Source organism: Pseudoalteromonas sp. NJ631 (assembly GCF_000276645.1).
Lineage (GTDB): Bacteria > Pseudomonadota > Gammaproteobacteria > Enterobacterales > Alteromonadaceae > Pseudoalteromonas > Pseudoalteromonas piscicida.
On the sequence record NZ_AKXJ01000003.1, the window covers coordinates 229,293 to 241,217 of the forward strand.

Genomic DNA, 11,925 nt, shown 5'->3' on the forward strand with positions numbered 1-11,925 from the left:
CTAAATCCCAATGTCATTCATTGATACCATACTCAGTAACATCACAACTACAACTCCCCCAACGAGTAGGCCCATAATCAATATCATAATAGGCTCTAGTAAAGACGTCAGTTTTTGAGTCCAGGATTCAAACTCACTTTTTGAACGATCAGCAATTTCATTAAAGATCAGCTCTAAATTATTGGATTCTTCACCTACTTCCAATAACGAAACAAAAAATGCAGGATAGAGATCAGTTTGATTTAAGGAAGAAGATAGTTTTTCACCTTCATTAACCTTTTTTCTCGCCACTTCTATTTGATTGGCTAACTCGATATTACGTAAGTTTTTTTGTGCAAACCCTATCGCCTTGTCGACGACGACCCCTGACTTTATCATCATCGTTAAAGCACTATTAAAGCGAATACGTTCGACCAATAAGATAAAATGGGAGAGCACCGGGATTCTTAAAGACTTTAAGTTCAGCCACGATTTGAAGGCATTGTTTTTTTTTGTGAAATTAACTATCCCGTAAGCTGATAACAAAACTCCACCAATTAAATAAAACTGATAATTTTGCATCCATTGACTGGCATCTAACATGAGAGAGGTATACCAAGGCAGCTCTTTCATTCCTTCAAACATCACTGCCATTTTAGGAATAATAAAGTTAAATATAAAAAATACACTGAGTATACAGACAGCAAAAATAACTGCAGGATACGTAAGTGAAGATATGATCTTATCTTTTAGCTGCTTTTTAAACTTTAAATCGTCCGCTAGGTCCTTAAAGACTGCACTCAACATCCCCGACTCTTCACCTAATTGAATAAGGTTACAATAGAGGTCATCAAATATCGGTGAACTTTTTTTAAATGCTTCAGATAGCTTTTCACCCGACTTAATTGCGCTTAATATTTTTTCAATTAATCTGACTAATTGAGGCTCAGATTTAGAGTTTTTAATAATCTCTAAACTCTTATCTATTTTGACTCCAGAGGCCAAAAGTAAGCTGAGTTCAGATGTCATAAATTCAAGTTCTGACAAGCCAACTTTACTGCCTCCAAAAAGAGTTATCCCTTTTCGCTCTTCCTTTAATTCAATTACGGTTATATCTTGCGCTTCCAACAATTCAATGGCTTGAGTTTTGTCTTCTGCCTCTACATTCCCTTTAAGCTTTGCACCACTGCCATCATAGCCTCGATATATATAGTTCATTAACCCGCAACCCTGAGTACTTCCGCAATCGTCGTTTGTCCCTTAATAACTTTTAATAATCCGTCTTCAACAAGTGTTCTTCTACCTGAAGCTAAATTATGTTGTCTTGCAACTGTAACGAAGTTACTGTCTTTTGGAGTACTTCTTATAAAATCGTCACAAGGTAAATATTCGATAATGGCAAGCCGACCTTTAAAGCCTGTAAAACCACAATTTTCACAACCTACACCAGCCTTCGGCTGTAGAGTTTCATTGCATTTGTCTGCAAGCTCATGAAGCAGGTACTTCTCTATAATTTCTTGCTCCAAATTCACGGGCTCAGAGCAATGAGAACAATTTTTTCTTACTAAACGCTGAGCAACAATAGAGACTAAAGCCGCATTTAAAAGAAATTCTTCCACACCTAAGTCTAATAGCCTAGTATAAGCACTCGCAGCATCGTTAGTGTGAACAGTTGAGAACACCAAGTGCCCAGTCAACGCTGACTGCAACGCTATTTGTGCAGTTTCTTTATCTCGAATCTCACCTAACATTATTACATCAGGGTCTTGACGTACTATAGAGCGTAAACCAGACGCAAATGTAAAACCAATATCGCTATTAACTTGTACTTGGTTGATTCCAGGCAGCTGATATTCTACAGGGTCTTCCAAAGTAATGATCTTTACATCATCATTGTTTAGTTCATTAAGAAATGTATACAGTGTGGTTGTTTTACCGGACCCTGTAGGGCCTGTCATCAGTACAACTCCCGCAGTCTTCTTAATATCTGCACGTAAAGCAGTTTCTATATCTGGTGATAGCCCTAAAACATTTATATCGTAAGTGACATTCTCTTTACGAAGAAATCGCATTACGACCGACTCACCTTCGTTTACAGGTAACGCAGAAACACGAATATCAATTTCTTGACCAGCAAGTTTAAGCTCAATTTTCCCATCCTGCGGGCGGCGCTTTTCAGCAATATCCATCCCAGATAAGATTTTTAATCTGGTAACTACAGGCAGTTGCATCGATGACGGGAGTTTTTCTATATCCAGTAGTACACCATCGACCCGATACCTAACACGACAACGCCCTCTAAAAGGCTCAATATGCATATCCGATGCACCTTCCCTCAAGGCGCGAGTCATTAGGGAATTCAGCAAATTAACAATCGGAGCTTCTGATGCTAAATCCCTTAGCCTTTGTTCTTCTGAACCCGAACTAACCTCATCTACGCTGCTTTTATTTGTAGAGTATTCAGAAAGAATTGATTTAACTACAGATTCCGACGCTATTTTGATAGTGCAGTTGATTTCATGCTCTGCAAGCCAGTTATTTAAAACTGGATTCAACGGATCAGAAGTAACAAACTCAAGCGTTTCATTTTCACCTTTCACAACAAGCCAGTTGTGGCTAGCAAAATAGGTGAAATATTGATATTCAACACAAACTGAAAACTCCGAATTGATATCAAACAGAGATAGCTCTAGATATGACGCTAAAATATCAGGAATTAGGCTGTCATCTAAAATGCCCATATTCACCAAAATCTCTTCTAACTTTCCACCAAACTTTTCTTGATATGTTAGAGCTCTACGAACATCTGAGTCCTGTAGTTCATAGTTATGGACTAGAAAATCACTAAATAAACTCATTTGTGAATAATATCTCGGTTATCGCCTTCACCGCCCTCTTTACCATCAGCACCAAAGCTAAACAGTGAATATGGTTCACCATTATTTCCTGGTTGAGAATAATTATAACTATTACCCCATGGATCCAAAGGGATGTTTTTTGGTAAATAAGGTCCATCCCACCTTGGATTGTCACTCTCTCTTAGCTCGTTTAAGCTTTGTGGGTATGTACCAATATCAAGGCGGTAAGTATCAAGTGCAGTTTCAAATGCATTCATCTGTGCCGCAGCAATATCTCGAGAGGCGCTTCCAAGCTTGTTGAAAAATTTTGGTGCCACTAATGAAGCTAGCAAGCCTAAAATTACGATCACAATTAACAACTCCATCATGGTGAAGCCGTTATGTTTATTCTTTGCCTTCATATTGTTTGTCATTGAACTACTCTTTAATTTTTTTGATAAAGACGTGCTTTCTTAAAAACCGTGCTACCTTCCATGCGTGTTGAATACAAGCAGAATAGGCAACAAAAATACCGATAAATAAGACTAACATAAACCAATGGGGAATACCTATCAACTCTCCAACAATCCCTATCGACGCAAGAAATACAGCCAACGTTGATATCGTAATTAAGGCCTTTCTGGAGCTAAAACCTATACGCATGAAGACATGATGTAAATGATCTCTGTCTGCTTTGAATGGAGAATGGCCTTTTTTAACACGCCTAATGATAATTGCCATCATATCCATCAGTGGAATAGCAATTATCCAAAGCGCAGTAACTGGACTGAAAGCGTTATCTACTTCTGATTGGGTAGCTATCATTAACAGCCAAATAACGCTCAGCCCAATGAACATAGAGCCCGCATCACCCATAAATATTTTCTTATTTCGGTGACCCAGTACGCCTAGGTTGAAGGCGAGATAAGGAACTATGGTTGCAATAATGATTAACGGTAAAACCGACAACTGCCCACCATTGACCCCCATTAATATTAAAATGGCTGCAAACGTTGTAATACTCATGGCACCAGCTAGGCCGTCTATACCATCAATCATGTTAAAGGCATTTATAGCAGCAATAACAGCAATTACCGTAAAAGGAATACCCAACAACCCTAAGTCAATAGAGCCAAACCCAAACAAATTGCCCAAGTTATGAATATACGCATCGGAGCCCCACATCATAATGAGTGCAACCAACGCCTGAACACCTAAACGGATCTTGACTCCTAATTGGCGATAATCGTCAATTACCCCAAGAAGGACGATAGCAGCAGCGCAAATTAAGTAGACTATCAGCTTTTTCTCAAGTGGCAAAAATACAATGATTGAAGCCAACACTGCCACAAAAATCGATACACCACCGATAAGCGGAATAGCACCCACATGCTTTTTTCGGCTGCAGGGTACATCAACTAAGCCAAAACGCTCAGCGACAGGCTTAATCATAAAAATTGAACAGTACGATGCTAAAAATGCAAAGAAAATGACCATAAAGATCCACATGCTTCCATCATTATCTAATTAACGCGCCATTGTAATAGAAATTAAATTTAAACTAAATTGCCAATAACACTAAATAACAACTCTATACCCTACCCAAAAATTACTTTCTGAGCACAAAATGTCTAAATAATAACAGAACAAACGCAAGTACGCTGCCTAGGAAAGTAATACCAAGACAAATCAATGCACGCTTTGGTCCAGCTTTTTGGATCGGTAGAATGGCAGGATCAATTGTCTTAAACACATATTGCGACTGTGTTTGCGCTAGCATCTTTGTCTGCTCTTGTTGCTCGATCAGCTGGTAAAATATCTTCTGCATATCTGCAACCGATGTTTCCGCTAATGCCTTTTTCAAATACTCTATTTTTACATTGGACTCTGCTACAGCCTCAGCTTTCATGTAATCGTTAATTTCCACAACGATGTTTTCCACCATTTCCTTCGCTAAGTAAGGGGAATAATGAGTCATTGCAATAGTAATTAGTCCTTTTTCCTTTTCTTCTATCACAGCTAAGTTTTTTGCTCTGATATGTTCATATACTTCTTGAATGCCTGGCTCGGGTTGAAAAGGTGCAGCAACATCTCTGAGCCAAGTACCAGCTTCTTTATCATAAACTTTACCATTGTATATCAGCTGATTACTACCCAGTTCCCACCCCTCAGTAGCCATCAGCTTTGGCTTTAACTCATATTTTTCAACAAAGTTATTTAAAAATGAACGGCTTTGCATTACTTGAAGCGCAAGAGCAGATTTATCACCTTTTCTTCCCCCCAAATTCACCCCTGCCATTGCTGCTAAGCCACCAAACTCTGACTTCAAATTTGAGAGCATGCCGCCTTGAGTATCTTCAACAGGTGAAAGTAATACTGTCGCTTTATAAGTATTCGGTAGAGATAGTGCAAAAAGCACACTGGATACAGCAAATACAGCAGTGATTAATATAATTAGCCACTTTCCCCTCCAAACCACTGACAAAATTTCTGTCAAATCAACTTCATTCTTTTTAATGATCTCAGCTTCAGTCATCTGTTTATTGTTATCCATTATTTGTTAAGCGTCGCAATTGAAGCCGCAGCTAAGCCAAGCTGATAAATAATCTGTGTCGCTGTACTCCACAGTGTCAAGCTATCAATATGTTGAGCGTCTAGAGGTACAACGATCGTGTCGCCCGGCGCTAGTTGGCCTCCATGGCTGCTGACTGCAAACCATGATCCTGAGCTTGGTAATTCAACTGAACCATTGGCTTTAATGATATAAATACGCTCATCATCCGCTTTTTGTTTTAATCCACCGCTAGCTTTAATGTAGTCATCAACAGACTTGGATGAATCGAACAAGTGTGTTGCAGCCAGATTAACCTCACCAATGACACTAACAGAGTCTTGCATCGCTGGGATATATAATGCATCACCATCTTCTAACTGCAAAGATTGGGTTGAACGTTTATCAAGATCAATAACCAAACGTCCTAACGCCTCAACCTTCGATAAATCCTTTAATATTTGATCCATATCTTCATATGGCATAGAAGTGTTTGCAGTGGCACTTTTTTGGAAAGTATTAGTAATGATATCGCGTCTTAACTCTTGAGTTAGGCGTTGAATTTGAGAAGTTTCTTTACGCTTGATAGATTCACGCGTAAAAATTGCCGCTTCTTTATGTGCAAATTGATTAAAGCCACCAACTCTTTCTAGTAGGCTATCAAGTGTCTCACCACGCTTAATGGTGTACGTCCCAGGAAACTTAACCTCACCAACAACCTTAACTTGTAGCCTTTCTTGCCAATTAGGTCTTGGGAAAATGTTAACAGTATCTTTGCTCGTCAGTATTTGAGTTGGATTAGCCAACTCGTTCAAACCGTTGAGTTGGATGTGTTCAACCTGTTTACCATCATTATAAACAACACGAGTTAGCTCAACCTGCTCGAGATACGCAGCTTCTAGAAATCCACCGCCAGCTTGCACCGCTTTTTGGAAATCTGCATTTTCAGATAATGGATAAACACCAGGAAACTTAACTTGACCGTTTACTGCAAACAATTTTGCAGGTTCGCTAGGTGTTGCCTGCCTCTGTAGCTTAGCGACAATTGGCGCAAGTAGCTTTTGACGACTAAATACCGCATAGTCTTCTTCTTCTACTTCTTCAGGCTCTTGAAAAAGTGCATCAATACTTGTGATTAATTTAACTTCTTCCTCAAGTTCAAATAGTTCATCTTCTTTCAAACCAATATATTTTAAGAACTCATCACGCTCAAATTGCTCCCATAACTTCACGTTTTCACGTAGTTTCAGTTGCTCTTTGTTATACGCGAGGTCTTCTAATAACTGTTCTTCTTCTTCTTTAAGCTGATAACGGCTAAATACGACGATTGTATCGTTAGACTCGAGCTCTATATCCCCCGCTTTACCGTTAAAAATATCTTGTAAAGAAAACTGATGGATAGCGATATCGCCTTCAAAGTTAACTTCACGAATAATCAATGAGTAGCCAAAATCTGCAATGGATAGCAAATCTTCACGTGGCGCACTGAAGATATCTTTGAGTGTCTTACCCTGATGCCATTCATAATGACCTGGGCTGGTTACCGCACCAACAACAGTAACAGTATTTTGGAAACGAGTTGAAGCAGCGTTGACCGAAATCTCATCACCGTTTTGTGGTTTGTAGCTTGTGTTTTCAGTAAAGTTGTAGTTTAGGGTAATGCGCCTTCCATCACCGTTGTAGCGTGAGACAACCACTTTCGATTTATTCGCATTAGCTTTGAAGCCTCCTGACATAGCCATCACACTCTCAAGCGAGTCTGATTCTTTAAGCTCAAAGATAGCTTGACGGTTAACTTCACCTTTTACTTTTATTTTCTTAGCTGCTGGCGGAATAAATACAACATCGCCGGGCTTTAAAACTACATCATCAGAGCTATCACCAAATAGCAATAAGTCATAGAGATCGAAGGTAGTAACTAGCTTACCAGCCCTTTTAACTTGAATTTTTCTCAGCGAACCATTATCACTCACTCCACCAGAAACAAACAGAGCATGTGTGACAGTGGCGAGAGGAGACACTGTATAGCTACCAGGCTTATAGGCTTCACCCACAACCATAATACGCATAGGGTTAAGCTCACCCATCGAGACGAAAGCTTGAACACCGATCATTTCCTCAGAGATTTTTTTCGAGATCAGTGCTTTCAATTCCTTAAATGATAAGCCAATGACATGAATTGGGCTTAGGTTAGGAATTGCGAGACGTCCTTCACGATCGATTTGTACTTCGTGCTCTTCATTAGTTTTACCATACAGGTTGATTTTTACTGTATCTCCAATCCCAAGCAAGTATGTATCAGGAATAGCAGCCAACTCAGAAGGAATAAAAGTCGTAGGCTCACCAGCAAAGAGCTCATAACCAAAAGGCTTTAGCTCTTCTAACTTTGGTTTGAATTTATCCTCTTCTTCTTCCTCTTCCAGTAACCCCATTTTGTCACGCGGTAAAATCGAAGATTCCTTCTCTTCGTTCTTTTTATCACCTTTTTTGTTGCTATCTAACGCACTTACATCGAAACCATAACGTTTTGCTAAGGCTTCTTGTTGCGCTTTGGGGAGCTTTTTAAACTGCTCTATTTGCTGTTTACTGGGTGTTACCGCTATTGTTTGATGTGAGATCAAAAAAAGCATTGAGAGGAGTAATAGTCTGAGGAACTTCACGTAAATCTCTTCCATTGTGGATTTTTGTTAAACTTCAGGCATTCTACCGAAGTTTGGAAGAATTAAAAGGGCACTGAGGTGCCCTTTGACAAGATACTTGTTAGAAACTGTAAACCAAAGTAAGTGAGGTTTCTGTATCAGTATTTTCTTTATCGTCTGCTACGTCTGAGTTGTGGATGATGTTGTATGCCACTTTCATCTGTAGAGAGCCGTTGATTTTAGTCAACAATGCCGTTTCAGAGGTTGTCTTAGTGTTGGTATCACCATATTCAATCGCGATAAGCTGTGTAAAACGTGCGTTTTCTGAGATCTGCCATTGGTAATCTAGTTTACCAACACCGATGAACTCGCTTTCAGAAGTACCGGCAAGTAATTCACCATCATCGTCAAGTTCAGTACTATCATCTTGGTGCTCAAAGCGCTTTACACCGGGACCGATTTCAGCGTTAAGATACATGTCGTCGTTTTCGAATAAACGTTGACCGTAACCCACTGAAATAACCGCTTCACTGCGGTAAGCACCAAAGTAGTCTGAAACATAAGAGCCAAACACGAATAAATGGCTGTTATCTTCATTTAACTTGTAGTTACCTTGAACTGATGCTGAGTATTTTTCGTTAGTACGAGATGTAACATCTACACCCGCATCGTTTTCACGCGTGTCTTCTTTATAGAAGCCGTCTAACTTGTACTCGTTATTCCAGTTAGTTAGGTTGTGCTTAGCTTTGATCCCACCTTTTAGGGTTGTTGTTTCTGTGTTACCACTGGTGATAATCGCACCCACTTCACTGGTTACATCCCAAACTTTCTTTGGCTTCTTAGCTTTGCTTTCTGCCGCTGCATTAGCGCTTGCAGCAACAAGAATACAACAGGTTAAAACCTTTAATTTCATTTCTAACTAACCTTTTACTGATCTTTGTGTAGGTGAACATCCATTTGCGGGAATGGAATGGTGATATCGGCTTCGTCTAGCGCAATTTTAATATTTTCCACAAGAGTGAAATACGTTGGCCAGTACTCTTCTGTTTTAACCCAAGGGCGAACGACAAAGTTAACACTTGAATCCGCAAGCTCTAGTACCGCAACATTGTATGCTGGTTCTTTAAGAATTCTTGGTTCATTGTCTAGTACAGACTTTAATACTGCTTTTGCTTCTCTTAGATCTGCGTCATAACCAACACCAATAACAAGGTCAATACGACGTGTTTTTTCACGCGAGTAGTTAACGATTGCACCAGACATAATTGAAGAGTTTGGCATTACAATCACTTTGTTATCAGGAGTACGTAGCTCAGTAGAGAAGATTTCTATCTTTTGTACGCTACCCGCTCTACCGCCAGCTTCAATATAGTCACCTGACTTGAATGGGCGTAGCATAATAATAAGTACACCAGACGCAAAATTAGAAAGTGAACCTTGCAGCGCAAGACCAACAGCCAAACCTGCTGCACCTAGAATAGCAATGAATGAGGTGGTTTCGATACCAACCTGAGATAATGCCATAAGCAGTGTCGCGGCAAACACAATCGCATAAGCAATATTGGCAACGAATGAGCCTACCGCTTTATCTACCTTGCGTTTACCAAATGCTTTTTCGGTGAGATCAGCACTGAGCTTAGCTAGTTTTAAGCCAACGAAGAAAATTATTAGTGCAATAACGCCTTGAAGCACATAGTGTAAGATTAAATCTGAGTTCTCATTAACCCATTTCCAAACAGCTTCCATACTCATCCCCCTTTTTTATATTAAGCAGTTATTTATCATTAGATCGGCTGGATCATACATAGGATATATGAATATTTGCTGTATGCGGAAATAATCTCCGAAAAAAAACTTTTATTAAGTTTTTTCGATATTTCCCTTTGCATTTGCAAAAAACTTATGTATTATGCGCGCCACACCAGACAAGGTGTTCAAGTCTTTTGTGGCGGCTGTAGCTCAGTTGGTAGAGCCCTGGATTGTGATTCCGGTTGTCGTGGGTTCAAGTCCCATCAGTCGCCCCACTCTTTCTATAAATGTATTCCACATTTTTTATTTTTACACACATCGCCCCCTACACACTAAATAGCAAACATCAGACATCTGCGTAGCAGCGATTTTATATCGCAACTAAGAATAAAACCCTCGCTACATAAAGTAGCTCCTACACGACAAACACCAAACAATAAGCACCAGATATCTACGTAGCAGCGATTTTATATCGCGACTAAGAATGAAACCCTCGCTACATAAAGTAACTCCTACACGACAAACACCAAACACCAAACACCAAACACCAAACAACAAGTACTAGATATCAGCGTAGCAGCGATTTTATATCGCGACTTAAGAATGAAAACATCGCTACATAAAGTAGCTCCTACACGACAAGCACCAAACAATAAGCACCAGATATCAGCGTAGCGGCGATTTTATATCGCGAAGAAGATCTCAGCATTAAGCCGGTTTTGCAGGTAAGGGAGTGATTTAGGCATAAAAAATGCCACCTTATTCAGGTGGCATCACACACGGGATTATTTCTACATACATAGAAATGCTTTACATTTTCTTGCTACGCTTTCTTTTTGATCTTATGACCTTTCACAGCGTAGAAGATTATAAATAGATAGCAAGGTAACATTACAAGGTGTGCAATTTGCTGTGATTCCACCGTACCTGAGGTGCCCTTTGCTAAACCTAAGAACACTGGACCGAATGCACCACCGGCAATACCCATAACCAATAGACCAGAGCCTACACTGGTTAGCTTGCCAAGTCCAGATAATGCGAGCGGCCAAATAGCTGGCCACATAATGGCATTTGCTAAACCTAAAATAGCGACCATCAATAGAATATCAGGCAACGCTGATAATCCAAATAGATTTGAAATGACAAATGAGTCTGGGCTACCAAATGAAATTGCGAGCGTGAGAAGCACACCAAGCACGGCAGATGCTGTTAACGCCCTCTCCTGCGATATTACTCTCGGGATCAATATAATACCCAAAATATAGCCCGTAACCATACAAGCCATAGTATAAGACGTCATCACACTATATTTTTCAACACCCAGCGCTAACGCAAATGAACCAATCGTATCACCAGCGATCACTTCAACCGCAACGTACAAAAACAGTGCGATCACACCTAGTTTTAGATTAGGATGAGATAGCGCTTCTCTCACCGAGCCATGCTCTTCTTCGTCATCTTTTTCTATTTCAGGTAGTGGTGCAAACTTAATACCCAAGGCAAAAATGCCAATAAATGCAGCCAAACCTAAATATGGGCCGATAAGACCGTTTGCCATTGCATCGATATCAGCTTGAGTCAGTTCTTTACCTGCCATATCAGTAAAGTTACTCAGCACCAACGCGGTAAATACAAGCGGTGCAACAATACCAGCACCTTTATTCAGTATACCCATAATACTTACGCGTACAGCTGCTGACTCTTCAGGCCCAATACGCACCACGTACGGGTTTACAGCTGTTTGTAATAATGTTTGTCCAATACCCATGGTAAATTGAGCAAACAAAAACAATGCAAACATTTGTGTTTTAGCCGCTGGAATATATAGCAACGCCGCACACATCATCATTGCAATTGCGATGGCCATACCATTTTTATAACCCACCTTGCGGATAACTAGGGCAGAAGGAACCGCGGTAAATGTCACCGCAATATAAAAAGAGAAAAGAATAAATGAAGATTGGAGAGGAGTTAGTTTTAATACTTGCTCCAAATATGGCATTAGCGACCCATTAAGCCAAGTCACAAAGCCAAGAATAAAAAACATGGCGGCGACAATTGCCATAGGGATCGCGTTACTTCGTTTTGTTGTATTCGACACGGTAGCTTCCATAAACATTACTCATCGTTTATTGTTTGTATGGCTTTTTGCCTTGTTATTTTTTGCTTT

The 11,925-nt window shown here is 39.9% G+C and carries 9 protein-coding genes and 1 tRNA gene; 1 reads left to right on the forward strand and 9 read right to left on the reverse strand.

Translation table 11 applies throughout. The features are described from left to right. The 8 genes from A587_RS0107875 to A587_RS0107910 all read right to left on the reverse strand — a co-directional run bounded on the left by A587_RS0107875 (window position 1) and on the right by A587_RS0107910 (window position 9,752). Window positions 1-1,197 carry a type II secretion system F family protein gene (locus A587_RS0107875; protein WP_017217148.1) on the reverse strand — a complete coding sequence of 399 codons (1,197 nt, stop codon included), beginning with the start codon at window positions 1,195-1,197 and terminating at the stop codon, window positions 1-3. Next, on the reverse strand, window positions 1,197-2,837 hold the full coding sequence (locus A587_RS0107880) for a GspE/PulE family protein (RefSeq protein ID WP_017217149.1): 1,641 nt from the start codon (window positions 2,835-2,837) through the stop codon (window positions 1,197-1,199). The genes A587_RS0107875 and A587_RS0107880 overlap by 1 nt, the downstream gene beginning before the upstream one ends. Beyond that, entirely contained in the window at window positions 2,834-3,250 is a 417-nt protein-coding gene (gspG, locus tag A587_RS0107885) for a type II secretion system major pseudopilin GspG (protein ID WP_017217150.1), read from the reverse strand. Before gspG ends, A587_RS0107880 begins: the two co-directional genes overlap by 4 nt. A gap of 4 nt (window positions 3,251-3,254) precedes the next feature. Beyond that, window positions 3,255-4,325 carry a UDP-N-acetylglucosamine--undecaprenyl-phosphate N-acetylglucosaminephosphotransferase gene (gene wecA / locus A587_RS0107890; RefSeq protein WP_017217151.1) on the reverse strand — a complete coding sequence of 357 codons (1,071 nt, stop codon included), beginning with the start codon at window positions 4,323-4,325 and terminating at the stop codon, window positions 3,255-3,257. A 100-nt stretch (window positions 4,326-4,425) separates the two neighbouring features. Next, the gene (locus A587_RS0107895; protein ID WP_017217152.1) at window positions 4,426-5,370 is read right to left on the reverse strand and encodes a Wzz/FepE/Etk N-terminal domain-containing protein; all 945 of its coding nucleotides are present in this window, start codon (window positions 5,368-5,370) and stop codon (window positions 4,426-4,428) included. Continuing rightward, a complete protein-coding gene (locus A587_RS0107900; protein WP_420912134.1) occupies window positions 5,370-8,027 on the reverse strand; it encodes an SLBB domain-containing protein in 2,658 nt (885 codons plus the stop codon). The genes A587_RS0107895 and A587_RS0107900 overlap by 1 nt, the downstream gene beginning before the upstream one ends. A gap of 100 nt (window positions 8,028-8,127) precedes the next feature. After that, on the reverse strand, window positions 8,128-8,919 hold the full coding sequence (locus A587_RS0107905) for a DUF481 domain-containing protein (RefSeq protein WP_010368621.1): 792 nt from the start codon (window positions 8,917-8,919) through the stop codon (window positions 8,128-8,130). A 14-nt stretch (window positions 8,920-8,933) separates the two neighbouring features. Then, on the reverse strand, window positions 8,934-9,752 hold the full coding sequence (locus tag A587_RS0107910) for a mechanosensitive ion channel family protein (protein WP_010368624.1): 819 nt from the start codon (window positions 9,750-9,752) through the stop codon (window positions 8,934-8,936). A gap of 202 nt (window positions 9,753-9,954) precedes the next feature. On the opposite strand from A587_RS0107910, the gene A587_RS0107915 reads away from it, so the two are divergent. Continuing rightward, window positions 9,955-10,030, forward strand: a tRNA-His gene (locus tag A587_RS0107915). 548 nt (window positions 10,031-10,578) lie between these two features. On the opposite strand, the gene nagP is transcribed toward A587_RS0107915, so the two are convergent. Beyond that, on the reverse strand, window positions 10,579-11,868 hold the full coding sequence (gene nagP / locus A587_RS0107920; RefSeq protein WP_353477787.1) for an N-acetylglucosamine MFS transporter NagP: 1,290 nt from the start codon (window positions 11,866-11,868) through the stop codon (window positions 10,579-10,581). Window positions 11,869-11,925 lie beyond the last annotated feature (57 nt).

Excerpts from the sequence above, each read along its gene's own strand:
- A587_RS0107875 (WP_017217148.1), bottom strand. The coding sequence starts at position 1,197 with ATGAACTATATATATCGAGGCTATGATGGCAGTGGTGCAAAGCTTAAA.
- A587_RS0107880 (WP_017217149.1), bottom strand. The coding sequence starts at position 2,837 with ATGAGTTTATTTAGTGATTTTCTAGTCCATAACTATGAACTACAGGAC.
- gspG (WP_017217150.1), bottom strand. The coding sequence starts at position 3,250 with ATGACAAACAATATGAAGGCAAAGAATAAACATAACGGCTTCACCATG.
- wecA (WP_017217151.1), bottom strand. The coding sequence starts at position 4,325 with ATGTGGATCTTTATGGTCATTTTCTTTGCATTTTTAGCATCGTACTGT.
- A587_RS0107895 (WP_017217152.1), bottom strand. The coding sequence starts at position 5,370 with ATGGATAACAATAAACAGATGACTGAAGCTGAGATCATTAAAAAGAAT.
- A587_RS0107905 (WP_010368621.1), bottom strand. The coding sequence starts at position 8,919 with ATGAAATTAAAGGTTTTAACCTGTTGTATTCTTGTTGCTGCAAGCGCT.
- A587_RS0107910 (WP_010368624.1), bottom strand. The coding sequence starts at position 9,752 with ATGGAAGCTGTTTGGAAATGGGTTAATGAGAACTCAGATTTAATCTTA.
- nagP (WP_353477787.1), bottom strand. The coding sequence starts at position 11,868 with ATGGAAGCTACCGTGTCGAATACAACAAAACGAAGTAACGCGATCCCT.